The organism is Rhodococcus sp. NPDC019647 (genome assembly GCF_044389235.1).
Classification (GTDB): Bacteria; Actinomycetota; Actinomycetes; order Mycobacteriales; family Mycobacteriaceae; genus Rhodococcus_F; species Rhodococcus_F oxybenzonivorans.
On sequence record NZ_JBIRXS010000010.1, the window covers coordinates 99,839 to 124,956 of the forward strand.

The 25,118-nt window shown below is 67.9% G+C and carries 18 protein-coding genes; 9 read left to right on the forward strand and 9 right to left on the reverse strand.

Annotated features, from left to right (window positions below):
* Nucleotides 1-3: 3 nt before the first annotated feature.
* On the reverse strand, nucleotides 4-264 hold the full coding sequence (locus ACH49N_RS19725; protein ID WP_109332813.1) for a hypothetical protein: 261 nt from the start codon (nucleotides 262-264) through the stop codon (nucleotides 4-6).
* Nucleotides 265-348: 84 nt separating this feature from the next.
* Entirely contained in the window at nucleotides 349-597 is a 249-nt protein-coding gene (locus ACH49N_RS19730; protein WP_358273675.1) for a hypothetical protein, read from the reverse strand.
* A gap of 427 nt (nucleotides 598-1,024) precedes the next feature.
* On the opposite strand from ACH49N_RS19730, the gene ACH49N_RS19735 reads away from it, so the two are divergent.
* From ACH49N_RS19735 to ACH49N_RS19750, 4 genes are all read left to right on the forward strand, one after another.
* Nucleotides 1,025-1,567: a DinB family protein gene (locus ACH49N_RS19735; protein ID WP_358273676.1), complete on the forward strand. Its 543-nt coding sequence runs from the start codon at nucleotides 1,025-1,027 to the stop codon at nucleotides 1,565-1,567.
* Between the two features lie 106 nt (nucleotides 1,568-1,673).
* Nucleotides 1,674-2,840 carry a galactose-1-phosphate uridylyltransferase gene (galT, locus tag ACH49N_RS19740; RefSeq protein ID WP_358273677.1) on the forward strand — a complete coding sequence of 389 codons (1,167 nt, stop codon included), beginning with the start codon at nucleotides 1,674-1,676 and terminating at the stop codon, nucleotides 2,838-2,840.
* Nucleotides 2,837-4,030 (forward strand): galactokinase, encoded by a 1,194-nt coding sequence (gene galK / locus ACH49N_RS19745; RefSeq protein ID WP_358273678.1) that lies wholly within the window; start codon nucleotides 2,837-2,839, stop codon nucleotides 4,028-4,030. The genes galT and galK overlap by 4 nt, the downstream gene beginning before the upstream one ends.
* 110 nt (nucleotides 4,031-4,140) lie before the next feature.
* Nucleotides 4,141-5,460 (forward strand): DUF2252 domain-containing protein, encoded by a 1,320-nt coding sequence (locus tag ACH49N_RS19750; RefSeq protein WP_358273679.1) that lies wholly within the window; start codon nucleotides 4,141-4,143, stop codon nucleotides 5,458-5,460.
* A 4-nt stretch (nucleotides 5,461-5,464) separates the two neighbouring features.
* Here the strand turns inward: ACH49N_RS19750 and ACH49N_RS19755 are convergent, their stop codons facing one another.
* From ACH49N_RS19755 to ACH49N_RS19765, 3 genes are all read right to left on the reverse strand, one after another.
* On the reverse strand, nucleotides 5,465-6,961 hold the full coding sequence (locus ACH49N_RS19755; RefSeq protein ID WP_317766344.1) for a dynamin family protein: 1,497 nt from the start codon (nucleotides 6,959-6,961) through the stop codon (nucleotides 5,465-5,467).
* On the reverse strand, nucleotides 6,958-8,757 hold the full coding sequence (locus ACH49N_RS19760; RefSeq protein WP_159927468.1) for a dynamin family protein: 1,800 nt from the start codon (nucleotides 8,755-8,757) through the stop codon (nucleotides 6,958-6,960). The genes ACH49N_RS19755 and ACH49N_RS19760 overlap by 4 nt, the downstream gene beginning before the upstream one ends.
* Nucleotides 8,758-9,054: 297 nt before the next feature.
* On the reverse strand, nucleotides 9,055-13,020 hold the full coding sequence (locus ACH49N_RS19765; protein WP_358273680.1) for an IniB N-terminal domain-containing protein: 3,966 nt from the start codon (nucleotides 13,018-13,020) through the stop codon (nucleotides 9,055-9,057).
* A 360-nt stretch (nucleotides 13,021-13,380) separates the two neighbouring features.
* On the opposite strand from ACH49N_RS19765, the gene ACH49N_RS19770 reads away from it, so the two are divergent.
* The 5 genes from ACH49N_RS19770 to ACH49N_RS19790 all read left to right on the forward strand — a co-directional run bounded on the left by ACH49N_RS19770 (nucleotide 13,381) and on the right by ACH49N_RS19790 (nucleotide 21,482).
* A complete protein-coding gene (locus ACH49N_RS19770) occupies nucleotides 13,381-15,204 on the forward strand; it encodes an Hsp70 family protein (RefSeq protein WP_358273681.1) in 1,824 nt (607 codons plus the stop codon).
* Nucleotides 15,205-15,213: 9 nt separating this feature from the next.
* Nucleotides 15,214-17,175, forward strand: a complete 1,962-nt coding sequence (locus ACH49N_RS19775; RefSeq protein WP_358273683.1) for a LuxR C-terminal-related transcriptional regulator — start codon at nucleotides 15,214-15,216, stop codon at nucleotides 17,173-17,175.
* Nucleotides 17,176-17,346: 171 nt separating this feature from the next.
* Entirely contained in the window at nucleotides 17,347-18,486 is a 1,140-nt protein-coding gene (locus ACH49N_RS19780; protein ID WP_358273684.1) for a hypothetical protein, read from the forward strand.
* Between the two features lie 112 nt (nucleotides 18,487-18,598).
* The gene (locus ACH49N_RS19785) at nucleotides 18,599-19,921 is read left to right on the forward strand and encodes a S1 family peptidase (RefSeq protein ID WP_317745964.1); all 1,323 of its coding nucleotides are present in this window, start codon (nucleotides 18,599-18,601) and stop codon (nucleotides 19,919-19,921) included.
* A gap of 250 nt (nucleotides 19,922-20,171) precedes the next feature.
* The gene (locus ACH49N_RS19790; protein ID WP_358273686.1) at nucleotides 20,172-21,482 is read left to right on the forward strand and encodes a S1 family peptidase; all 1,311 of its coding nucleotides are present in this window, start codon (nucleotides 20,172-20,174) and stop codon (nucleotides 21,480-21,482) included.
* Between the two features lie 133 nt (nucleotides 21,483-21,615).
* Here ACH49N_RS19790 and ACH49N_RS19795 read toward each other — a convergent pair whose 3' ends face one another.
* The 4 genes from ACH49N_RS19795 to ACH49N_RS19810 form a co-directional block, all read right to left on the reverse strand.
* Entirely contained in the window at nucleotides 21,616-22,311 is a 696-nt protein-coding gene (locus tag ACH49N_RS19795) for a hypothetical protein (protein WP_358273688.1), read from the reverse strand.
* Nucleotides 22,308-23,057, reverse strand: a complete 750-nt coding sequence (locus tag ACH49N_RS19800) for a hypothetical protein (protein ID WP_358273689.1) — start codon at nucleotides 23,055-23,057, stop codon at nucleotides 22,308-22,310. The genes ACH49N_RS19795 and ACH49N_RS19800 overlap by 4 nt, the downstream gene beginning before the upstream one ends.
* Nucleotides 23,058-23,227: 170 nt before the next feature.
* Nucleotides 23,228-23,911, reverse strand: a complete 684-nt coding sequence (locus ACH49N_RS19805) for an ammonium transporter (RefSeq protein ID WP_358273691.1) — start codon at nucleotides 23,909-23,911, stop codon at nucleotides 23,228-23,230.
* Between the two features lie 302 nt (nucleotides 23,912-24,213).
* On the reverse strand, nucleotides 24,214-24,651 hold the full coding sequence (locus ACH49N_RS19810) for a hypothetical protein (RefSeq protein WP_358273693.1): 438 nt from the start codon (nucleotides 24,649-24,651) through the stop codon (nucleotides 24,214-24,216).
* Between the last annotated feature and the right edge of the window lie 467 nt (nucleotides 24,652-25,118).

The window sequence follows — 25,118 nt, forward strand, 5'->3', positions numbered from 1 at the left end:
GGCTCAGGCCTGGCACGAATCCGTGCTGCCCGCGAACTCGGGATCGGGGTCGTATTCCTTGTTCGACGTGCCGGAGTACTCGGGATCGGGGTCGTACTCGTCGTTGGTCGTCCCGGTGAAGTCCGGATCCGGGTCGTACTCGTCATTGCTGGTTCCCTCATAGGAGGAGTTGCACGCCGGAGTGGCTGCCGCCACCTGTGTGACCGATGCGGCGCCGAAGAAGAGTGCCGCGGCCGCCAGGGCAGTAAGCGTGGTACGGAACATGATTGGGACCTTTCAGAGATGACCGAGTGAGGTAACCGAGCGGGGTGAACCGGGCAGCGCAGGCAGATCGAAGAAGACGCGGCTTCACAGCAGGACGAGACAGGCAGGGGGCGACGCGCACCGGATCTGTGGGGGCGGCCTGTGCACGGGCTCCTCGGTGCCCCACCCCGGATACTGCACACCGGAAGCGTGAAAGCCGTGTACGTGACCGTTCATATGGCGCACTTCCCACACCTCGGTGGAGACCGGCTCCACAACGTTGTCGACTCGTCCCAAGTCCATCGACCGTTCGTTGGCCCGACTCGAGTTGGTGATGTCGAAGTGGCGCGTCACCGAGGGGATACCCAATTTCTGACGGAAAAACAGTTGTCGGCGAACTTCTTTTCCGCGACGGGCACTATGTGCCACCGTGGACCTCGACGCCCGGCTTCGCCTCACTGCCGAACGGGTCGAACTCACCGAGGAACCGGCCGCCTTCGGTGGGACGAAGATCACCGGACATCCTGTCCCCCAGCAGATGTCGTCGGTACCGAGGTATTGCCGCGACACGGTCGATCGCCTCACCCCCAACGCACCGGCCCCGCGACTACGCAGTGGCCGCGGCTCCGATGTCGGCAGAAGTTTCATGGTTGAAATCCTGCGCTGCAGCCGGTGTCGGCACATCCAGGAAGGCACCCAACTTCGACCCCGAGAAACACCCCGAGATTGCCCTGCCTAACAAGGACCGTTTCTGACCGCAATACCGCCTATCGTTCTTTTCATGACCACTTCGGAGAAGCCCTCGATCACCGGCGAACGCGCGGACATCCTGCAGATCCTGCAGGAGCAACGAGACACGTTACTCATCACCGTCCGCGGCATCGACGACGCACAGGCACGTCAGCGCTCCACCGTCAGCGACCTGACACTCGGCGGGCTGATCAAGCACGTGTCCCACACCGAAAAGCACTGGATTGAAACCATTCTCGAACCTGACGAGAACGCGGAGTTCGACATGGAATCGGCGATGGAGCTGTACTACATGCGAGAGGACGAAACCCTCGAGGGGCTTCTGGCCGATTATGCCGAGGTGGCCCGCGCGACGGAGACCGCGCTGGCGGGCCTGAGCGACCTGGACGTGCTCATCCCGCTCCCCACCGCGCCGTGGGCACCTGAGCGGCAGTGGTGGACAATCCGCCGGACCCTGCTCCACATCATTCGGGAGACCGGCCACCACTCCGGTCACGCCGACATCATTCGCGAATCCCTCGACGGTGCCAACACGACGAAGACGATGGGCACCGACGCCGGTATGGAGTTCTGAGAGGTCGACGCATCACCCATCGTCCCTCGGCGCCGGGATACCGTGAGGAGATGCCCTCGAAGCAGCGCGTTCGGGGCACTCGGTCGTTCGAGGGAAGGATTGCTCGATGGCGGTGCGTGATGAGGAAAGCGCGCTGCGAGCGCCCGCCGGGAGCAGGGTACGTAAAACCCGGACGAGGCTGGCGGACGGGCGCGAGCTCATCTACTTCGACGACTCGGAGCCGTACGTCTCCGGTGCGGCCACCCGTGAACCGGTCGATTCCAGGCCTCTGCCAGCCATCGTCTCGCAGTCGCAGATGCGTTTCGACGTCCTCACGGGTGAATGGGTTGTCATCGCGGCGCAGCGAATGGATCGCACGTTCCTCCCACCAGCCGACGCGTCACCACTCGCCCCGAGCCGGCCGGGTAAGCCCCCCACCGAAATACCCGCCGACGACTACGACGTCGTCGTCTTCGAGAACCGTTTTCCCGCGTTGGCGACCGTTGCAGAGGAACAGCACCTTCCCGGGCGCGTCGATGACGAACCACTGTGGCCGCTGGCCCCGGCGTCGGGCCGATGCGAGGTGGTCTGCTTCAGCAGCGACCCCGACGCGCGGTTCTCGTCCTTGGACCCCGGCCGGGTCCGCACCGTGATCGACGTCTGGGCCGACCGCACCGCCGAACTGTCCGCGCTGCCCGGGATCCGCCAGGTGTTCTGCTTCGAGAACCGCGGTAGGGAGATCGGGGTGACGCTGACCCACCCTCATGGGCAGATCTACGCCTACCCGTTCCTGCCGGCGCGCACCGCCACCCTGATACAGCGGTCGCGCGCCCACGTCGAGCGGACGGGAAGGCTGTTGCTGTCGGACGTGCTCGAGGCGGAAAAACGCGCGGGCCGGCGGATCGTCCTTGCCGCCGAACATTGGACTGCCTATGTGCCCGCCGCCTCCCGGTGGCCGCTCGAAGTGCACCTCGCGCCACACAGCGACGTCCGAGACCTCGCCGAACTCGACGACGCCCAACGTGACGAACTCGCGCTCGTCTACCTCGAACTGCTGCGACGGGTCGACCGCTTCTTCGACGGCGTCGACGCCGTCCCCTACATCGCCGCATGGCATCAGGCGCCGGTGGGCGACGATCGCCCTTTCGGGCGCCTGTACCTCCAGCTGTACTCGATGATGCGGTCGCCGGGCCGGATGAAGTACCTGGCGGGTTCCGAATCGAGCATGGGCGCCTGGATCAATGACACCACCCCGGAACGCATCGCCGACCGCCTGCGCGAGGTGGCCTCGTGACGGCCCCAACTGGGGTGGAACCCGCCGACGCCTACACCGTCGCTGCGGGCGCGGAAGCCTTGTTCCGCAGCGCCTTCGGTGGAGCCGCTGACGGCGTGTGGGCCGCGCCCGGACGTGTCAATCTCATCGGCGAGCACGTCGACTACGCGGGCGGGCTCGTACTTCCGTTCGCACTCCCCTACGTCACGGTGGTGGCCGCCCGCATCCGGAACGACGACCGGATGCGTTGCGTCTCCACCCACACGACCGACGGGTGGCAGGGTGCAGTGTCCGAGGTGGCGCCGGGACGTCCGTCCGGGTGGGCCGCCTACCTGGCGGGTGTGCTCTGGGCGTTGCGAGATTCGGGCATCGCGCCGGCAGGAACAGGCTTCGACGTCGCGGTGCACTCCACGGTTCCCGTCGGTTCGGGCCTGTCGAGTTCGGCGGCGCTGGAATGCGCGTTCGCGCTCGCCGTCGCCGACTCGGTCGGGCTGCCCACCAACACGGACGGACGCCGGACGCTGATCGACGCGTGCATCCGCGCGGAGAACGAGATCGTCGGGGCGGCGACCGGGGGGATGGATCAGTCGGTCGCGATGCTCGCCCGCCCCGGGCACGCCCTGCTTCTGGATTGCCGCAGCGGCGACAGCCGCCTCGTTCCCCTCGACTTCGCGGCGGCGGGCGCCCAGCTCCTGGTGATGGATACCAACGCTCCGCACAGACTGGCCGACGGGCAGTACGGCGCGCGGCGGGCGACGATCGAGCGGGCATGCGCGGACCTGGGTGTGGACACGCTGCGAGACATTCGCGACGTGGACGGCGCACTCGCCGCGCTGACGGTGCCACAGTCGGTGCCGCGGGTGCGGCACGTTCTCGCCGAAATTCGGCGCGTAGTCGAGGTGACCGATCTGCTGGCGCAGAACCGCATCGCCGACATCGGGGACGTCCTGACCCGTTCCCATCGCTCGTTGCGGGACGACTACGAGGTCAGCTCCGTCGAACTGGACTGCGCCGTCGAGGCCGCCCTCGACGCCGGAGCGTGGGGAGCGCGAATGACAGGGGGCGGCTTCGGCGGCTCGGCCATCGCCCTCGTTCCGCTCGACCGGGTCGAAGACGTGGTCGCACGCGTACTCCACAGGGCCGCATCCGCGGCTTTACCCACCCCGCAGTTCCTGTCCGCCACGCCGTCGTCCGCGGCGCGCCGACTTTGAGATGGGATTGTGCGAGTCCTTTCGCCAGCGGTGGTACGAGCAGTGTCGCTAACGTGGGTAGTCCGGTGACGCCCACGTGCGGGTATCGGACTCGCGACAAGGAGGGCATTGTGAACGATGCCGATTCGACCAGGCAGAAGCAGATCGTCGGCGCCCTCGTCGAGGCGTTCGCCGATCTCATGGAGGCAGACCCGAGCGCCTTCCGTACCAAGTTCCGGAAGATGGCGGCCAACCCGTTCGCCTTCTACCGGGGCAGTGCCTGCCTGTTCTACAACGACATCCGGGACTTCGACGACCCCTGGGCAGATGACCGCACCAGCAGGGTGTGGATCCACGGCGACCTGCACCTGGAGAACTTCGGAACCTACATGAACTCGGAGGGCACCCTGGTCTTCGACGTCAACGACTTCGACGAGGCCTACGTCGGGCACTTCAGCTGGGACCTTCGGCGCTTCGTGGCGAGCCTCGCGCTGATGGGCTGGCAGAAGGCTCTGCCCGAAAGTGATGTCCGGGCACTGGCAGAGACCTATCTGCGTACGTACGTCGAACAGATCATGCATTACGTACAGCAGGAGGCGGACGACGCGTACGCGCTGCGGCTGGACAACTCCCGCGGCAGCATCCACGACCTTCTCCTGCAGGCCCGCCTCGCCACCCGTGTCAGCCTCCTCGACTCCGTCACGGTGCTCGACGATTACGACCGGCACTTCCGCCGCGGTCGCGGGGTCCGGGAACTGGACGAGAACGAACGCGACACCGTGTGCGAGTCGCTGGACGCCTACATCGAACGAGTGCCCCCCAACAAGAGGTCGGAGCGCCCGGTTTTCTATCGCATCAAGGATGTGGTGGGGCGCAAGGGGTTCGGAATCGGCAGCGCCGGACTGCCGGCGTACAACGTGCTCATCGAAGGGGCCACCCAGGCACTGGAGAACGACATCGTGCTGTCCATCAAGCAGGGCAATGTCGCGGCCCCGAGCCGCATCGTCGACGAGCCGGCCGTCCGTAATTACTTCGAGCACGAGGGTCACCGCACCGTGGTGAGCCAGCGCGCCCTGCAGGTCCACACCGATCCCCTGCTCGGCTACACCGAGATCGGGGACACCGGATTCGTGGTCGCCGAACTGTCACCGTACGAACTGGACCTCGACTGGTCCGACCTCACCGAACCGGAGGAGATCGCCCCCGTGCTCGAAGACCTCGGCAGGGCGACCGCGAAGGTTCACTGCGTCTCCGACGAGGACAGTGATCAGACCTTGGTCACATTCCAGACCGAGGACGCCATCCATGGTGTGATCGAGGGTCGGCTCGACCAGTTCGTCGAGGAGATCATCGACTTCGGCCTCGCGTATGCGGAGGTGAGCCGCAGGGATCACCAGCTGTTCGTGGAGGCATTCCGGGAAGGCGAAATCGCGGGCGTCTCGGCAACCTGACGCGCTACAGGAGTACCGAGTTCAGCTCTTCCAGGACGCCTTCCGCGCTTCGTGCGGCAACGGTGCACGCCCGGGCGGTGAACTGGTCGAGCAACGGGTGACGCGCGCGTTCCCGCCATTTCCGGACGGCGGCGAGTGCCCTCATCCGCTGCAATTCCACCGCGTCGTCATTGTCGGTCCCGAGCCGCTCGGAGATCGAGATCCCGAATCCGCCGATCAGTCGCTGCAGCTCGGCCACGTCGTCGGGGGGTAGCCCCACCTCGGTGGACCGCAGCCGCCCGAGGAGCCGCAGTTCCTGGAAGCCGTGCACATCGGACAGCAGACGCTCGGCAGCCAGCAGAATCCCGCCTGCGCCCTGCACCGGATGGGCGGTGAGCACCCGCTTCAACGCAACCAGCGCGGAGTGCGTCTTCAACTGGTCGGCACGCTGCCCGAACTGGATGTCGATGACCTGACGCAACTCGTCGAGCCCACTCCGCTCCACCAGTTCGGCGGCAAGCGTCGGCGAGTCCCGGGTGCCCAGCCGAATCAACGTGACGGCCATTCGAATCCCGAACAGCCCGAACCGGTCGGCCAGCTGCGCCCGCATTCGAGCATCGACGGGCAGCGGGCTGTCTTCCCGGGCGAAACGGTCGGCCGACAGCATGGCCATGTTCAGGTCGTCCACCGACACCTCGGCCAGGTGCTGGAATGCGGCGAACTCGGCCTGCCGCATCGTACGGGCACCCAAGGCCAGCAACCCCGCGACGGGAACCACCGCCTGGCACAGCCCGGTGCGTTCGAGCTCGCCCGCGAACCGGGACGCCACTTCCTTCGCCGACATCATGGCGTCGAGGCGTCCCGCCCCCACCTCGTCGGCCCGGGACACGACACCGACCACACCGAGCGGACCCGACTCGTCCCCCACGTGATCCCCGATCTGGCCGAGGAACTGCACATCCGTCGCATTCAGGGTGCGCAGAAGGTAGACGACGGCGTCGGCACCGGAAGCCTCGTTGTCGGGGGTGAGCATCTCGAGGGTGCGCGCCGACACGTCCCGCGACAGCGAGGAGGTGCCGGGCGTGTCGATGATGGTGGTGTGGGCCAGCGCCGACGAAGGCCACTCCACATCGAGTCGGTCCACCTGCGCAGCGGTCAGGTGCCCGAGGTCGAAAGTCAGATGTCCGTCCCGGCGCAACACCGGAACGTTCGCCGAGGCCAACGCGCCGTCGGGGCCGTCCGCCTGGTACCAGGCGGTGACGGCGGGCGTCGACCCGCTGCGGTACCAAGTGACGACACGGGTGCACTCCGTCGCATCCGTCGGGGCGATGTCTTGGCCCACCAGCGAATTGAGCAACGTGGACTTGCCGGCTTTCAGAGAACCCGCCAGCGCTACCCGCAGTGGTTGTTCGAGGCGGCGAGCGCATTCGGTGAGCTGATCGCGAATCTCGGGCCGGCCGGTGTAAAGCTGCCTGGCCGACGCGATCAGCCTGCGGGCCTCCGGAAGTGGCGCTGCGGTCATGCCGTGATCGCTCCGGCGTCGCCGACGACGAGCTGGGCTGCCCGCTCCTTCAGTTCGGAGGCGATGTGCAGATCCTTCTCGAGTTGCGCGATCCGGCGCGTGCGCTCGGTGGACTCGAGGTTGGCCGCCTCCTGCGCGGCACGCAGCGACTCGTTGATCGAGCGCAATGCCTGCTCGGCGATGCCTGTGAAGTGATCGCGCAGCAACCGCTGGATCGAGCGGAGCCGGTCTTTCGACTCCTTGCCCACCTGGAAGCTGGCGTCGTCCGCGAACCGGCGGATGGCCGCCTTCGCCTCGCCCCGCCGCTTGAGGACCCGGCTCTCCTTGTCCTCTCGATACGCTTTGGTACCGAGAAGGACACCGGCCCCGATCGAGATGGGGTTGACCAGCGCCATGCCCATCATGGTGGTGATGAGCCCGAACATGAGCACACCACCGTACGAGCCGCGCATACCGACGAGCACTTTCTGGGTAATGCCGATCCGGCCCGACTCGAGATCTGCGAGCGAAGCGACGGGCTCGAGGACCCCGTCGACGTTCGCGATGTCGAGGTGCGGAAGCTCCACGGCACCGGTTTCGGCGAAGTGTTGAGCCACCACCTCGGCGAGCCATAGCGCGCGGTCGTGCGCCCACACGAAGTTGTCACCGATAGCGGTGGCGAACTCCTGCTCGAGCCACTGCCCCAACGCGTCCCAGTCCTTGCCCGGGTCCCCCTGGTCGACGGTTTCCTCGGCTTCCCGCGTCACGCGGCGCAGCCGGTCGCGGAGATCGTGATCGATATCCGCGGCCAGGTCGGCGATACCGTCTCCGAGGGTCTGCTGCCACAGCGACGTCCGCTTGTGCAGATCTTCCGCCGCGGCCTTCGCCTTCTGCAGCTCGGCGACGGCAGCGACACCCTTGGCCGGATCACGAAGGGCGGCAAGCTCACTACCGATTCCCAGAGTCAGATGCTCGGCCACCGAGGACACGTCGAGCGACACCGCGCGACGCGTGTTCGACTCCGCGCGGGCCACCACCCGATCGCGGAGGAAGGCGTAGAGCTCGACGAAGCCCGATTCGGTGTTGAGCTCCTCGTCCTGCAGCCGCAGCGCATGGGAACGGAGGAGTGAGGAAATGGGAATCAGTGGTACGTCGAGGCCTGCGCGCGCGAGGTGCCCTCGATCGGCCTCGACGATGTCCCGCCAATGGGGATACAGGTCGGTCTTGCTGATCAGGCAGGCCACCGACGGGCACAGGCTCGTGACCTGCCTGATGAATCCGAGCTCCGGTTCGGTGAACTCCTGGCTCGCGTCGGAGAGAACGAAGACGGCGTCGGAGGCGGGAATCAGCCCGAGCGTGCTCGCGGCATGTGGATTGCCTGCGCCGCCCACGCCGGGAGTATCGACCAGGACCAAGCCGTCCGCCAGCAGGGGACTCGGCACGTTGACCTCGACCCGCAGTACCTCCCGGCCCCCGGCCCGGGGTGAGGCGGGCGTAATGCCGGTCAGCTCCTCGAGAGGCAGCGGGACCCGAATCGGATCTGCGCCGGGATCGGCGAGGACGAGTTCCGCCGACGCAGTCTCCGCATTCTGCACGAGGGTGGGAATGGCGGTGGTCTCGTCGTCACCGACCGAGCACACGGTCAGGTTGAGCAGTGAATTCACGAACTGGCTCTTGCCCTGCTTGAGCGGGCCGACCACCACGATGCGCATGCGCGGATCGAGGACGCGGGTCCGGGCCTGGTCCAGCCGCTGCGCCAGATCTCCGCGTCCGAACCGCCGCGCGACATCCAGAGTCTGCTCCAGCAGGGCGGTCATGGATTGCGCAGTGGTGGCGCCGTGCTCGGCGGTTGCACCGTGCTCGGTGGCACTGTGCTCGACGGCACTGTGCTTTGCGGTGGCACTGTGCTTGGCGGCACTGCTTCTAGCGGCTGCACTGTCCATGAGTTCCGTTGACCCGCAATTCTTCCGACCTCGTGCGCACACCGCGTTCCGGTGCACCCACACCCGACTGTGGAATCAGCCCCGTCCGCATAGCGCGTCCGGGGCTGATTTCGTTACATCGTACGGCGGTTCCGGCCGCCCCGTCTGGGGGATGCCGGAACCGCCGTCTCATCACGGTTCGAAGTGATCGACAACGTCCGTGACGTGTTGCGTGGGTGCCACCGAGGAGTCGGTGTCGGCGAACAGGGAGCCTTCCGAATCACCGGTCAGGCTCGACTCCGCACCGAAGGCGTCCTGGGCGTCGATCGAGGACCAGGCGTTGGAACCCGCATCGACAGTGCCGCCCAGCGTCGACTCGAGGCCGCCGCCGATCTCACCGGTGGTGTCGGCCACAGCCCCGCCGACCGCTCCGATGTCGGCCGAACCGCCCGTGGTCGCGTCCGCTTCTGCCGATCCACCGGCCGAAGCGCCACCGTCGATTGCACCGCCCACTCCGGCGGCACCATCGACAGCTCCGTCGAGGGCTCCACCGACCGAGGTGCCGAGCGAACCGAGGCCACCCACGCCACCCGACAGTCCGGCACCGAGGTCGGTCACCGCATCGGTGGTGGCGTCGAGGCCACCGGTGAGACCTGCGGTGGCGTCGACTGCGCTGTCCACGCTGCCTTCGATTCCACCGGCGACGTCGCCACCGATTCCGGTCGCGGCGTCCACCGTGCCACCGAGGGTTCCACCGACGTTCGCCGCCGTGTCCAGCGCGCCTTCGACGGTTCCGCCGAGGTTCGCCGCGGTGTCGAGCGCACCGCCGAGGTTGGCGTCGACGTTCGCGCCTGCGTCGGCCACGGCACCGACCGTGGCACCTGCTTCGCCGACCGCGTCGACGGCACCGTCGACACTTCCGGTCACCGCGGTGCCCAGGCCTGCGCCGGCATCGAAGATTCCGCCGAGTCCGCCGGTGAGGCCGCTCGTCAGACCGGCGCCGAGGCCACCGGCCGTCTCCAGGCCGCCGACCAGGTTGGTTCCGAGGTTGCCGCCGAGGTCGGCGCCCGCGTCGGCGACCGCACCGACACCGGCCGCCACTCCGGCACCGATGCCCGCGGCGGTCTCCGCACCACCGGCGACACCGCCACCGACAGCTCCACCGACGTTGCCCGTCAGCTCACTACCTGCGTCGATCAGTCCACCGAGGGCACCGTCGATGCCGCCGGTCAGGCCACCCGCGAGGTCGGTACCCGCGTCGAGGGCACCGTCCAGGGCCCCGCCCACACCGGCAGCAGCGCCGAGTCCGAGGTCGGCATCCAGCGCCGAGTCGAGATCGAGTCCACCGCCGGCCTCGAGTGCGGTCTCCAATGCGGAGCCGAGCGTGGCGCTGACGTCACCGTCGGCCCCGAGGACACCACCGAGGGCGGTACCGAGAGTGCTACCGATGCTTCCTTCGCCACCGAGGACGGTGTCGAGGTCCAGAGCGCCGCCGGTTTCGAGTGCGCCACCGAGGACGCCGCCGAGAGCTGCACCCAGGTCGGCTCCTGCGCCGCCACCGACACCGAACGCGCCGCCGAGCAGACCACCGAGATCGGTCACCGCATCGAGGTCGACCCCGCCACCGGCTCCGAGCGCCGCATCGAGTGCTGCGCCGAGGCCGGCGGTGGCGTCACCGTCGACTCCGAGGGCCCCACCGAGTGCACTGCTGATCGTGGTTCCGAGATCCGCACCGCCTTCGAGGATGCCGCCGAGTCCGAGACCGCTCTCCAGGGCACCGCCCAGAACGGCTCCGAGATCCGCACCGGCCTCGCCGCCCAATCCGAGGGCACCGCTGAGCGCCGTCGTCAGCTCGGAAGTCAGTTCGCCACCGAGTCCGAGGTCACCACCGAGTCCGAGACCCAGGTCGCCGCCCAGCAGGCCACCGAGGTCGATGTCCGTCACACCACCGGCACCGAGCACCGCTTCGAGGGTGCTGCCCAACTCGGTGGCCAGGCCACCGTCGAGCCCGAGCGCACCACCGAGAACCGTGCCGAGCGCGGCATCGAGTCCCAGACCGCTCTCCAGCGCAGCCGACAGGGCGCCACCGAGACCACCCTCGAGATCCAGGGCGCCACCGAGCAGACCACCCAGCGCACCACCGAGATCGGCGCTGACATCGCCACCGGCACCCAGCACACCACCGAGCAGACCGCTCAACGCACCACCGAGGTCACCATCCGCACCGAGAACCGCACCGAGGTCCAACCCGCCACCGGCACCGAGAACCGCCTCCAAGGCGGTACCCAGGCCAGCGGTCAGATCGCCACCGACACCGAGCTCGCCGCCCAGCAGACCACCGAGAACGGCACCGAGACCACCCTCCGCACCGAGAACCGCGTCCAGGTCCAGGCCACCACCAAGGTCGGCGATCGAACCGAGAGTCGCACCGAGCGCACCACCGAGATCCGCACCGAGGTCACCACCGGCACCGAGAACCCCACCCAGCGCGCCACCGAGCACACCACCGAGATCCGCACCGAGCACACCGTCGAGCGAACCCGCCACATCACCGAGCAGATTGCCACCCAGCAGGCCACCGAGGTCGATGTCCGTCACACCACCGGCACCGAGCACCGCTTCGAGGGTGCTGCCCAACTCGGTGGCCAGGCCACCGTCGAGCCCGAGCGCACCACCGAGAACCGTGCCGAGCGCGGCATCGAGTCCCAGACCGCTCTCCAGCGCAGCCGACAGGGCGCCACCGAGACCACCCTCGAGATCCAGGGCGCCACCGAGCAGACCACCCAGCGCACCACCGAGATCGGCGCTGACATCGCCACCGGCACCCAGCACACCACCGAGCAGACCGCTCAACGCACCACCGAGGTCACCATCCGCACCGAGAACCGCACCGAGGTCCAACCCGCCACCGGCACCGAGAACCGCCTCCAAGGCGGTACCCAGGCCAGCGGTCAGATCGCCACCGACACCGAGCTCGCCGCCCAGCAGACCACCGAGAACGGCACCGAGACCACCCTCCGCACCGAGAACCGCGTCCAGGTCCAGGCCACCACCAAGGTCGGCGATCGAACCGAGAGTCGCACCGAGCGCACCACCGAGATCCGCACCGAGGTCACCACCGGCACCGAGAACCCCACCCAGCGCGCCACCGAGCACACCACCGAGATCCGCACCGAGCACACCGTCGAGCGAACCCGCCACATCACCGAGCAGATCGCCACCCAGCAGTCCCTCGAGCGTCGCGCCGAGGCCGCCGCCCGCACCGATCGCCGCATCGAGGGCACCGCCGAGAGCGCCGCCGAGACCGGCGTCCACTCCGAGCACACCACCGAGCGTCGAGCCGAGTGCGCCACCGATGTCCAGTCCGCCGCCGATGCCGGCCAGGATGTCACCGCCGAGGTCGCCGCTCACGTCTCCGACCACACCGAGGACCGCGCCGAGGGCAGCACCCACCTCGGCACCCAGGTCGCCGCCGATGGCCAGCGCGGGAGCGAGGATCGCGGTCAGTCCACCGGTCAGATCGATCGCCGGGACCGCGGAGACAGCTGCCGTCAGAGCAGCGGCGAGCTGGGCGGTGATCTCGCCGCCGAGGCCGAGGAAGCCGTCGAGTGCACCGCTGATGACGCCGCCGATGTCGAGGGCGCTGTCGAGGTCGAGGCCACCGGTGAGGGACAGCGCAGCGTCGAGCGCCGCACCGAGTGCTGCACCGAGCTGCGCACCGATCTCGCCGCCGATCTCGAGCGCCGCACCGAGTGCCGCGCTCAAGGCTGCGCTCAGTTCTGCCGCGAAGTCGAAGTCGCCGCCGAGACCGGCGCCGAGGCCGAGGCCGGCACCCGCTCCGACGCCTACTGCACCGCCGAGGCCGCCACCGAGTCCGAGGCCACCGCCCAGGCCACCGCCGATTCCGGCACCGATCCCACCGGCGACGTCACCGACGACGCCGGTGCCGGCGTTGACGATGGCAGCCAGGTCGGCTCCGCCGCCCGCGAACAGTCCGGACTCGGCCACCATCGGGGCGACGGACACGATGTCGGCGTGGGTCACACCCTCCAGGCCTGCGGCGCACAGTGCGTCCGTCGGGTTGGCGCAGTAAGCGGCAGCAGCCTGCTCGTCGCGAAGAAGGCCGAGGATGAACTCGAGGACGGCGTTGGTAGCCATGGCAATCTCTCCTGTGGTCGAGGATCGGGGAGTTCGGGTGGCCACCACAACAGCTGTGACGGCGAGTGAAACCCACGTTATGGATCGGCGGCCCCCTTCCCAACGGGGAGCGGCCCCCCACTCCCGCACCCTCGATCGGGGATGCCCCCTCGGGGGGAACCGGCACCTCGTTAGGGGGTAGGGGGCCGTTAGGGGATCGTCCCCGTCATGTGCGGCGACCTGCACTGTCGACGTAACGAAACAGCCATTGCACGCGACAAGCCGGGTAACGACACGACGACGGTGCCGTCTGAGAACACGACGGCGGTGCCGTCTAATGGACACGGCGGCGCCCGCCCGCCCGGACCACAGGAGTGGAACATGGCTGCAGCGCTCGGCATCGGTGTCGGATCGGTCAATACGGTGGCCGCAGTCGACGCGGACGGAACGGGTGTTGCGGAGGCCTCGGACCTCACCGTCCTGTCACGGGCCAGCATTCTCCACCTGTCCCCCGATCGGGCGCCGGTCCTCGGCACCGACCCTGAGGAGCCGGACGCCATCGCGGTCTCCGATTTCGCGAACCGTGTCGGGGATCCGGTGGGGATACTCGCCGACGACGGCTCGACCTACTCGGGCGAGGACCTCGTCGCCACCGCGGTCAGCTGCATCGTGCACGAAGCCGCATCGGGCAGACACGGGATGCCGACCACGGTGGTCACCCACCCCACTGTCTGGTCGCCGTACACGGTCGGTGTGCTGGCGTCGGCGCTGGAACAAGCCGGTGTCGCGGACGCCACCCTGGTATCCGAAGCGCAGGCCGTGACGGCATGGCTCGAGCGAACCCGTGGCACGCTCCGCGACGCGGTGACAGTGATCTACGACCTCGGCGGCACCTCCCTCGACATCACCTTGTTCCGTTCCACCGAGAACGGTGAGGGTGCCGGTGTGCTCGGTAAGCCGGTCCGCTCCGAAGACTTCGGTGGCGCACATTTCGACCACGCCACCATGCAGTACGTGCTGGGTAACGTCGCCGAACAGTTCGGGGACATCGATCCCTTCGCTCCGGACACCGTGGCCGCACTGACCCTGCTGCGCGCCCGCTGCACCGCCGCGAAGGAGGCTCTTTCCTCCGACACGGAGGCCACGATCAGTATCGAGCTTCCCGGGGTCTCCACGGACGTGCGGCTGGTGCGTTCCGAGCTCGAGGACCTCATTCGCGAACCGCTGCAGGAATCGGTGACGCTCGTCCGCGAGAGCATCCACGCTGCCGGCCTCGAGTCCAGCGACATCACCCAGGTGGTGCTCACCGGGGGAAGTGCCGCCATTCCGCTGGTCGCCGAGCTGCTCTCCGCGGAACTGCGTGTCCCGGTGATCGCCGCGGAACGTCCGGCGCACACCGCCGCGCTCGGTGCGGCCCTACTCGCGGGCGAGCGCAATGCCGGACGCGCCGCCGCCCCGACCGTCGCCCGGATGCCTGCCGTCGTGCCCGTCGCCGCGCCCGCCGCTGCGGCCGTTCCGGTCGCTCACATCGACTCCGACGCCGAGACCGTCGCCTTCACACCACGAACACCGGCACCGGTCCTCGCCGATCCCCCACCCACTGGAATGTCCAGGAAGAAGAAGGCCGGCATCATCGCGGCGTCCGCGGCGGCGATCGTGCTACTCGGCGCCGGCGGGCTCTCGCTCGGCACCGCGTTGACCGCCCCGACGGCCGAGTCCGATTCGGCCACCTCCCAGTTGTCGAGCACCTCGGGCGGCTCGGCGACCACCTCCGGCACCCCGGCCGAGGCGGCCGCCCCCGGCACGTCGGCCGCGGCAGATCCCGGTGCAGCAGCCGGTGTCGCGGCGACGGGCGTGCCCGGAACCGCCGCTGGTGTCGCCACTCCGGTAGCCGCACCCGGAGCCCCGGCTGCGCCGCCGGCACCGGTCGGACCGGCCCCCGCCCCGGCCGCCCCCGGCGCTCAGCCCGTCGCACCAGCACCTGCTCCAGCACCTGCCCCTGCTCCGGCTCCCGCACCGGCACCGGCACCGGCACCGGCTCCCGCTCCCGCGCCGGCCCCCGCACCGGCACCTGTTCCCGTCCAGCCGGACGGCGGCGAAATCGCGAATTCCTTCATAGAGGGAGCGCAGATCGTCGGAGGGTACATACCGACGGCGCCTCAGCAATTACCTGTGCCCAACTTCCCATCCGGCAACGGCGGATAGGGACCGCCGGTGTCCACACGGCCTCCGTCGCCCGCACCCGCCACCCACCGCGACCTCGCGTCGCTCGATGCTTCCCAGCTGTCGGTACTCGGATTGCTGCTACTCGGGAACGACCCCGACGAGATCGTGGTCGCCGCTGTCCTCGACATAGAACCCGACTCCGCACGCAGTGTGATCGAGGTGTTGCGCGCGGACGGTTTCGTCGACGACCGTGACACCCTCGTCGAGCCGCATCGCCGCCGTCTCGCCGGTGTCCTCGGCGAGAACCGCGTGCACGCATTGGCTCGCCGCTTGCTCACCCATCATGTCGCCGCGGGTACGCTCACCCTCCCCGTCGCCCGGGCAGTGGCCAAGACGGGTGTCCGCAGTAGCGAATTGTCCGAGTTCCTCTGCAGCCGAGCAGAATTGGCCGATCCGGCCGAGGCCGTGTCGTTGTACGGCGACGCCGAACGCGTCGGCCGGCTCGACGACGCCGCCGTTCTCGGTTACGCGGAGGCCTGCGCACTCAGTGGCGACCTCGACACGGCCGTGGGTCTCGCCGATTCGGTACTCGAGCGGTCGGCCTCCGTCAGTGATGCGGATCTGGCTGCTGCCGTGCGCGTGTCGGCCGCCGGAGCCGCCTACTGCGGGATGATCGACCGCAGTGCCGAGTTGTACGCCTGGCTGGGCCCGAGCCGGGTGGGTTCGGACGCCTCCGTCGCCGCCTCCGTTCTGGTCGTCGCCGGCCGGCTCGACGAGGCGCAATCCGTCCTCGCCGCGAGCGCCGGTGCGCCACCGACGGCCACCACTGCCGGAGCCGCCCTCGTCGCCACCGGGCTCGTGCACTCGGTGACCGGTTCCGCGAATGCGGCACTGAACTCCCTCACCCGAGCGCTGTCGTTGCCGGGTCGCGCCGCGCGGCCCCGCGTGCTGCCCGACTCCCCAGCCGCGATCACGGCTCTGGCCGCCCTCCATTGCGGTGAACTCGCCCACGCGGAAGCCGTGCTCGCTCGTGCCCGGGAGAGCGACCGGCCCGGAAGTGTCACCGCGAATCGACACCACCTCCTGACGGCGTGGACATCCATGGTGCGCGGTGACCTCCCGTCGGCGCAGGCCCGGCTCGATTCGCTCGACGTCGACACCATGCACCAGCGTGATCTTCTGTTCGTCCACGGCCTGCGGGTCGGTTTGGCACGGCGGACCGGTGACAACGCCGCACTGTTGCAGGCGTGGGCCGGAGCGCAGGGGGTTCTCGCCGAGTATTCGGTGGACCTTTTGAGCTTGCTACCCCTCGGTGAGCTGTGGCTGACGTCGATCCGGGTGGGCGAGGCGGCCCGCATCACCCATCTGGTCGAGGACGCGCAGTCGCTGGTACGCACTCTCGGCGAACCCGCCATGTGGGCGTCGGCCCTGCACTGGTACGGCGTCCAGGCCTCGATTCTGGCCGAATGCCCCGCCGATCTGATCCCGCACGCGCGGGCCCTCGGTGAAGCCTCGAAGGTCAGCGCCTACGCCGCCGGCCTCGCCGGTGCCGGGCGAGCCTGGTTGCGGGTACTGCAGGGCGATATCGATGTCACAGCCGTCGAGGACGCCGCCCGGACCCTCGACCGGATCGGACTTCCCTGGGATGGTGCGCGCCTGGCCGGAGAGGCCGCGCTGCGCGCCTCCGACACCAGGGTGGCCACCGCGTTGCTGCAGGTGGCGCGGGCCCTCCGCCAGCCGACAGCGACAGCGACGGGCACGGAACCCGCAACAGTTGCCGGTCCGAGTGCGCCGGGCACCCTCACCGACCGCGAAGCCGAAGTGGTCGAGCTGCTCGTCCAGGGACTGACGTACAGGGAGATCGGAAGCCGGCTGTACATCTCCGCCAAGACCATCGAACATCACGTGGCACGGATTCGGCGGCGCCTCGGCGCCGAGTCGCGGTCGGAGCTGCTGTCGATGCTGCGGGCCATGGGACATGGGACCACGTCGGACACCGCACGCCCCTGACGCCGGGACCGGTGTAACCATTCGACCTCGTCGGGCGACACACTGTGCAGTGGTGCGGTGACGCACCTCATGTAGTGGTGCGGTGACGCACCTCATGTAATAGTGCGGTGACGCACCCGAAGTAGTGGTGCGGTGACGCACCCACGACCGTGCGCCCAGTAAGGATCTGCGATGACCACCGGAGTCGGACTCACCGTCGGCCATTCGGTCTCCACTGCGGTGGTGACCGCCTCGGGCACCGATGTGAGAACGATCGAGCATCCGTCCGTCCTGTTCACCGCTCCGGACGGCACGGTGCAGCTCGGTGACCCCGGTACGGAGTCGACGGGGTCGGTGCAGGATTTTCTCGCCCGAGTCGGCGAGCCTGCCGGGATCGAGTACGCGGGCACGCTCACCCGTGCGGAAGATCTCGTCGCCACCGCCATGTTCTGTCTCTTCCGCGAGGCCGCCGAGGGGCTGACGGGGACGGTGAAGGTGACCGCCACCCATCCGTCGGACTGGGCCGCGGACACGGTGACGAAGCTCCGCGAATCTCTCGACTACATGGGTCTGCAGGAGGCGACCCTCGTCGCAGAGTCGGTGGCGCTGGCCGCCTCGGACGAGTCGCCGGCCCACGGCGCGGCCCTGCTTGCCGCCGGCTTGGCATTGACTCCCGACGACACCCAGGCCGACACCGAGTCGATCCCGGTGATCGCACCTCCCGTGCACACCGCGTACTCCGCCGTCGCAGATGTGCCCGCTGTCGCCGCCGCGCCGATCGTCGCAGGTTCGGCCGCGGACCCGTCGGTCGCCACCGGGCCGGCCGCTGTGCCGACCGGCTTCACCCCGCCGGTACCCGCCGCGAAGCGCACCGCCCGCACACCGTTGATCTTCGCCGGCGCCGCCGCAGCCGCACTGATCGCCATCGGTGGCGCGGTGGCCTTCGCCCTCACCGACACCGGCAGCACGGCCGTTCCCGCCATCCAGGACGCCCAGACCGCGTCGCTGCTGCCGTCGTCGACCACGACGGCGGTGAAGGCGCCGGTCGTCTTTCCCACTGCCGTTTCCGAGGAGGTGCCGGCGACCACCGACGTCGCCCCGCCTCCGTATACGGCGGTCGAACCGACACCGGTGGCGACGACGTCACAGTTCGTGCCACCGCCCCCGCCGCCGGTCATCACGCTTCCGCCCGTCACCATCGTGACGACGACGGCACCGACGACCACGGTGACCACGGCGCCGACGACGACCACACCGACTACGACGGAGACGTCGACGGAGTCGGTCACGACGACGACCACGACCACGACGGTGGCGGGAGCGGCCGAGTAGAGGCTTCGGTCACACCTCACCGACATGTTTATGCGTTCGTAGCCTAAGGTGGGGCGCTGATACCCACCCAGAAGGAATCCCTCGACATCGGGTTCCGTGCAGAAGGGATTTCATGCGTAACGTGCTGGCGCACCGCGCCGCTGTAGTAGGCGCCTCGGCGATGCTTCTCCTCTTTCCGTTCTCGACCGCCGCCCAGGCAGACCCCGTTACGCAGCCCGACAGCACAACTCAGCTGAGTGCGGACGCGTTGCCGGCCGAACTCGTCGAAGCGATCACCCGGGATCTGAAGATCAGCCCGCAGGAGTACCTCGACCGCGCCGCGAAGGCTCAGGAGCTGGGTAGCTACGCCGAAGATTTCCGAGCCGAGCACCCGGACGGTTTCGCCGGTGCCTGGATCGGTCTCGACGGACAACCCGTCGTTGCGGTCACCACCACGGAGGCTGCCGCGAAGGCGGCTGAGGCCGGGTACACGACGCGCATCGCGCCGGTCTCCGCGAACGGCCTCGAGAAGACTCTTTCCGACGTGAACGGCTGGATCGCGGGCCTCCCCAAGGATGTCGCCTCGCAGATCAATTCCGCGTCGATCGACGTACTCGAGAACCGCGTCGTCATCGACGTCGTCAACTCGCCCATCGGTCAGGCGCTCAACCTGCCGACCCTGCTCGCCAACGTCAAGGTCATGCTGAGTCCCGGCGGCGGCGGTCCGGTCGAGAGGGGCCCCCTCGGCGGCGACACCTACATCACGACGGTGGGTGAACTTCCGAAGACGCCGATCGGGGAGATTTCCGTCTGCTCCCTCGGTTTCAACGGAGTGGACGACAGCGGTCAGTCGTACAACATCAGCGCAGGCCACTGCAATCCTGCGGAAGGCCAGCCGTCCCCCGTATTCCTCCCGAATCACCAGAACGTCGACGACAGCCAGCAAATCGGAGCGTTCTCCCACTCCTCTGTGGGTAACCCCGCAGACAAGCTGGACTACTCGCTCATCAAGCTCAACGACGCCGGTGTTCAGGCCGGCCTCGACCGTCCCGCGATCCGCGGCGCGAACGGCACCGCACTGCAGATCACGGGCACTGCCCGGCCCGTCGTGGGTGCCCCGATCTGCAAGTCGGGACAGACGTCGTCCTTCACGTGTGGTGTGGTGGCCGCCGACCACGTCGAGACGCAGCTGTTCATGGCCGATGGCAGCAATCGCGTGATCAACGGATTCGCCGGCACCGCCTGCACGCTCGCCGGCGACAGCGGCGGCGCCATCGTCACCGGAACGCTCGCGCTGGGAATCACCAGTGGATCCAACGCCAGTGGAGCGCCGAACTGCACCGAGGCCAACCTGGTCCTGGCCCCCGAGGGCGGCACGGCCAACCTCGGGATACCGGTGGCGGACATCGTCGCGGCAGCGGGTTCCGGCCTGCAGGTTCGCACCAACGCCGACTAGATCCGCTGTTCTTCCACCTCGCCCGGCATCCGTCACTCGGATGCCGGGCGAGGCCGTTTTCGCGGTCCGGAACCCGAGTCGGATTGTGTGTGTGCCCGCCGGCCGAGCGGCCGCAGCCGACAGTGTTACAGGTGGGATTAGACGGCCGGAACCCATATAGTCGACTCCGACTGTGTACGGCCCCACCCGCGGGGGCCGTATTCGTATGCGCCGCGAGCGCCTGCGAACAAACGAACTGAGAAAGGCCCCTATGCGTAGCTCCATCGCACGTCGTGCCGCCGTGTTCGGCTCGGCAGCGCTGCTGCTCCTCGGTCCCGTGACCGCCTCCGCCCAGGCTGATCCGGTCGAACCCGAAGTCTCCGATCAAGCTGCGGCGCTTCCGGTCGAACTGATCGACGCGATCCAGCGTGACCTCGCGTTGAGCCCGGACCAGTACCTGGAGCATGCGGAGCTGGGTCAGAAACTCGCCGAGTTCGCCAAGATCGCCCGCATCCAGTTCCCGGACGCCTTCGCCGGTACCTGGCTCGATGACGCAGGCAACGCCATCGTCGGTGTGGCCGACGGCGCCGACAAGGATGCCGCGGTGGCCGCCGCCCACGAGGCCGGCTTCCAGGTCAAGGACGTGGCCCAGAGTGAGAGCAGCCTGCAGGCGCAGCTGAAGACCCTCGACGGCTGGCTCGACACGCAGCCGCCCGCGGTCGCCGACCTCGTTCGCGGTGTCACCATCGACATCGTCAACAACGGCTTGGTACTCCGCGCCGACAACACAGGTGGCTTGCAACTTCCCGACTTCCTGCAGGGGGCACGGGTGGTGCAGTCACCGGCCACCGCAGCCCCGCAGCCGTCCACCGACCTCGCACCGATCGCAGAGGTCATGCCCGCCGACGCCCTGCTTGGCGGCGACGCGTACGGGTCGCTGGGTGGTGGCATCGGTCTGCGCTGCTCGCTCGGTTTCAACGGCACCGACAACTCGGGTGGACCGGTGAACATCACGGCCGGACACTGCGACCCCAACCTCGCCGCCGCCGGTACCGCCGACGCGTCCGAGGCGTTCGCGCTCGCCCCGGGCGGGACGGGTCCGCGCGTGGGCACCTTCGCCAAGACGAGTCTCGACATCCACGATTACGCGATCATCCGTGCCGACGCGGGCGCTGCGCACCGATTCGAGAACAATGGTGTCCGGGTACCCGGCGCCGCTCCTCTGGCGATCACCGGAACAGCTGACCCCGTCGTCGGTGCTCCCGTCTGCAAGTCCGGTCTCACCACCGGCTACACCTGCGGTGTGGTCAAGGCCGTCGGCCAGACCGTCACGGTGGGTGAACGCACCCTGGCAGACAGCTTCTCGACGAGCATGTGCGCGTTGCAGGGCGACAGCGGTGGCACCATCGTCACCGGCACTCAGGCCCTGGGCATCTCCAGCGCGTCTAACGTCGGCCAGTACCCCGTGTGCCAGGTCGCGGACGTCGTCACCTTCGTCCTCGGCGAAAGTCCCGAGTTGTTCGCCACCCCGATCAACGCGATTCTCGCGGAGAACCCGGGTCTGCGCGTGCGCACGTCGTAACACTCGGCACAAGTCATATGACTACGGCCCGTCTCCTGGAGGAGGCGGGCCGTAGTCGTATGTCGAGAATCGTCTGGACTGGCCGTCCAATAGGACGCTCGCGTCGTATCTTCCGGCGGTCGGTCGCGGTGATTCAGGCGGTCGGCGCAGGCGGCACGAAGGGGGTGTTGACGGTCACGAGGTACTGGATGCCGAGGATCGCCAGAGCGGCGCCACCCACGACGATGGTTCCGACGAGGCCGCCGGCTGCGAAACCTGCCATCAGGCCGCCGAGGCAGCCGACCGGTGCGCCGACGAGCGTCACCGCGAAGAGCCCGCACCCCACGACCAGACCCACGACCCCGAAGACGACGCCGAAGATCAGGCCACCGATCAGGGTGGCGTATCCGAGGTAACTGTTGAAGTCGGCCAGTGCCTTGTCATCGCGTTCGTCCTGCGTGTCGAAACCCTCGTCGGCCACGGACTTCAGCGACTGTGCGACATCAGCCGGGACGCGGGGCGTGAGACGCAGCGTCCGCTCAGCGAGGTCGACGTCGATCGGATAGACCGCCTCCCCCACACGGATGGTGAGCGGAAGCGCGGCGACGACGGTGCCACCGTCGTCCACCACCTCCACCGCGTCCTCGGAGTCGGAGATGCGGAACGTTCCCGCGTCGATGGAGGTGACGACGGATGTGCCCTCGGCGTGGGCCGCGTACCCGATGTCCGGGGAGTCGGCGGTCGGAGCCGGCGCCGCGTGTGTGGTCCCTGCCGAGATCGCGAGCGCTGCCACGACCAGGAATGCGCCGCTGGTGACGGTGCGCAGAGAGCCCGCGAAGCGGCCGCTCATGCGGCCGGAGCCGGAGCGGCGGGGGGAACGAAGGGGCTGTTGATCGTGTTGAAGTACTGAATCCCGAGCACGACGAGGGCGCCGCCGCCCACCACGATGGTGCCGGCGAGTGCGACCACGGGCGCGACAATCAGGGCACCGCCGATGCATCCGGCAACCGGGCCGGCCAGTCCGAGGAAGGGAATCACCAGGGCGGCTGTGCCCGGGATGACGCCGATCGCGCAGCCGATGCCACCACCGATGATCGCCGCGACGATGGCCGTGATGGCCGTCGTGATTCCCAATTGCTGCTGGAAGTCGTCGAGCGCCCGCTTGTCGCGCTCAGCCTTGTCCTGCGGCGCGGCGACATCGTTCAGAGCCAGTCGTTCCGCGACAGGAACTGGGGTCGCGGCCGCGGGATCCATGTTGGGGACCAGCCGAAGGACCTTGGCGGAGTGGTCGACGGCAACCTCGAACGGGTGCTGCAGGTCGTCGACCCGGAAGAAGGTCGGAATGGAGGCCACCACGGCGCCCCCGTCATCGACTACGTCGACCGTGTCGTTCGCGGCGTTGATCGAGAAGGATCCCGCGTCGATGGTCGCTACAGCCGCGTCGCCGTCACGCGCGGTCTGGTAGTTGATGTTCGGGACGCCCTGCTGCGCGGCCGGCGCAGGTCCCGGCGCGGGCTCGGCGGCCGACGGCGCAGCTGCCAGGGCCATCGCCGCGACGACGAGCATGGAAGTAGCGGTAAACCTTCGAAGAATCATCGAGATCCGTTTCAATGAGCGCAGCGATGGGACGCACGAAGGGTAGCCTAAGCATTCCCCAGATCCGCTAGTCGACTCAGCAGGTGTGATCGAGCTCACTCACCGAAACGGGAACCGCCCGCCCTCCAGGTGACGGAGGGCGGGCGGCGAGAAGAGGGGACGGACGTCTCCTACTTCACCCACTTCGTGGTGCCGGGAGGCGCGTTCAGCGTGTTGATCAGATCGATGCCCGCGACTACCAGCGTGGGACCACCGACGACAATGGTGCCGATGATGGCGCCGATTCCGGCTCCGGTCACACCGAACGGCAGGCATCCGAACACCGCGACGGGAGTGCCGATAGCGCATCCGACAGCGAATCCGAGGATTCCGCCGACGATCGTGCCGCCGAGACTCCCGACCGTGGTGGCGATTCCCAGTTGCTGCTGAAAGGCCGATTGAGCTCGGGTGTTCTCGTCGATCGACGCGACGTCGTGCAGCGCGATGGCCTCGATCCGGTCGCCGGGAGCGACGGGCGTGGCTTCGGCCTTGTCGACGCTCGGTGTCAGTCGGAGCGTCTTACCGCCTTCGGTGATCTCCTCCTCGAACGGAAACTCGAGCCCATCGAAGCGGTACGCGAGAGGAAGCGACACTACGGTCGCCCCGCCTGCATCCTTGATCGCGACCGACTCCCCGTCCGAGGAGACCTCGAACACGCCGGCATCGAGTGTGGTCACGACGGCACGGTCCTCGATGTGCGCCTCGTACCCGATATCGTCGCGAGATTCTGCCGGGTCCGCGACCGCAACCCCTGAGCCCGTCGCCAGGACACCAACTAATAGAGCCGATGTCGTAACGAAACGACGCAACTTCATTCCATCCCCTTAGAGTTTCAACCCCATCCATAAAGGACAGTAACGTGCGCCTGTGACAGATCCCAATTCAGGCACTATTCGATAAAATCGTGCCAAAACCAGCAATGCCGATACCGAGTAGGGATCGACGACCATTCACAAGAATGGAAACCCGGCCAATCACCTTTTACCGAGTGCGCATTCAGATAATCTCCAGCAAACAGACCAGGGGATGGTTTCGTTGTGGGGCAGCTCTCCGAGCCGGGCAGCGAACAGCCCCGCCGTGAACAAGCAACGACGGGGCTGAAGCAGGGAGACCGGGACTACTTGTCGCGGTCCGCGTAGATGGAGGTGCCGGGAGCGGCGTTGTACGTCTCCCACAGTTGATACGCGCTCACACCCAGCGTGGGGCCGCCGGCGACGATCGTTCCAAGGACACCGCCAATCCCCGCGCCTGTCACCATTCCCGGTAGACATCCCGCGGGAATCGTTAGAGCACAACCAATTCCAGCGCCGGCAATGGTCCCGACCAAGCTACCGACGGTGACCGCGATACCGACCTGTGTACCGAACTGGGCGAAGGCCCGGTCGTTCTCCTCCCGGGAGGCGACGTCGTGGAACGGTAGAGACGACACTGCCGGTGCGCTCGACACCGGCGCGGAAGCGGGCCCCGCAAGAGGTTCCGCTTGGGAAACTCCAGCAGCTGAGACGATGGCCAGTGCCGCCATTCCCGCTGTGGCTGCAGCTTTTCTCACGATCATGGATGCCTCTTTCAGGAACGTCCCGACGAAGTACTGGAAAACCGTGTTCTGGAGCACGTGTTCTGGATCGACTTGCGCGCCGAGCCCTCCCCGCACGACCCTGGGCAGAGCCGGAAAACACGCTCAGAGTAACAGCGCAGTCACGATCGAAACGTTCAAAAAAAGAAACTCGTTACCGGTCCCATGTTACCGACGGGTAATGAGCGGTCTTTCGTAATTCATTCGAATGACAAAAGCCGCCATCGCTGAAACTCCGCCGAAAAACCAAACACGACTCCAGTAATTGTTATTCGATTGCAACGCCATCGCATCGCCTCCGTGACAGCGGCCGCCCGGTGATGTCCCGGCAGGAGGACCACCGACTCCACATTTCCGCACGCCCGAAAAGTGAAGTTAGGACGACCTTGGGAGCGGGGTCACTTTTCGACCACCTAACGTGACTTTCAGTTACGTCCGGTCGGTGCTTC

Bases quoted from the DNA above. Each gene is read 5' to 3' on its own strand.
- ACH49N_RS19790 (WP_358273686.1), top strand. From the start codon at position 20,172: ATGCGTAGCTCCATCGCACGTCGTGCCGCCGTGTTCGGCTCGGCAGCG.
- ACH49N_RS19800 (WP_358273689.1), bottom strand. From the start codon at position 23,057: ATGATTCTTCGAAGGTTTACCGCTACTTCCATGCTCGTCGTCGCGGCG.
- ACH49N_RS19770 (WP_358273681.1), top strand. From the start codon at position 13,381: ATGGCTGCAGCGCTCGGCATCGGTGTCGGATCGGTCAATACGGTGGCC.
- ACH49N_RS19780 (WP_358273684.1), top strand. From the start codon at position 17,347: ATGACCACCGGAGTCGGACTCACCGTCGGCCATTCGGTCTCCACTGCG.
- ACH49N_RS19765 (WP_358273680.1), bottom strand. From the start codon at position 13,020: ATGGCTACCAACGCCGTCCTCGAGTTCATCCTCGGCCTTCTTCGCGAC.
- ACH49N_RS19735 (WP_358273676.1), top strand. From the start codon at position 1,025: ATGACCACTTCGGAGAAGCCCTCGATCACCGGCGAACGCGCGGACATC.
- ACH49N_RS19755 (WP_317766344.1), bottom strand. From the start codon at position 6,961: ATGACCGCAGCGCCACTTCCGGAGGCCCGCAGGCTGATCGCGTCGGCC.
- ACH49N_RS19795 (WP_358273688.1), bottom strand. From the start codon at position 22,311: ATGAGCGGCCGCTTCGCGGGCTCTCTGCGCACCGTCACCAGCGGCGCA.
- ACH49N_RS19725 (WP_109332813.1), bottom strand. From the start codon at position 264: ATGTTCCGTACCACGCTTACTGCCCTGGCGGCCGCGGCACTCTTCTTC.
- galT (WP_358273677.1), top strand. From the start codon at position 1,674: ATGGCGGTGCGTGATGAGGAAAGCGCGCTGCGAGCGCCCGCCGGGAGC.
- ACH49N_RS19810 (WP_358273693.1), bottom strand. From the start codon at position 24,651: ATGATCGTGAGAAAAGCTGCAGCCACAGCGGGAATGGCGGCACTGGCC.
- ACH49N_RS19785 (WP_317745964.1), top strand. From the start codon at position 18,599: ATGCGTAACGTGCTGGCGCACCGCGCCGCTGTAGTAGGCGCCTCGGCG.
- ACH49N_RS19805 (WP_358273691.1), bottom strand. From the start codon at position 23,911: ATGAAGTTGCGTCGTTTCGTTACGACATCGGCTCTATTAGTTGGTGTC.
- ACH49N_RS19760 (WP_159927468.1), bottom strand. From the start codon at position 8,757: ATGACCGCCCTGCTGGAGCAGACTCTGGATGTCGCGCGGCGGTTCGGA.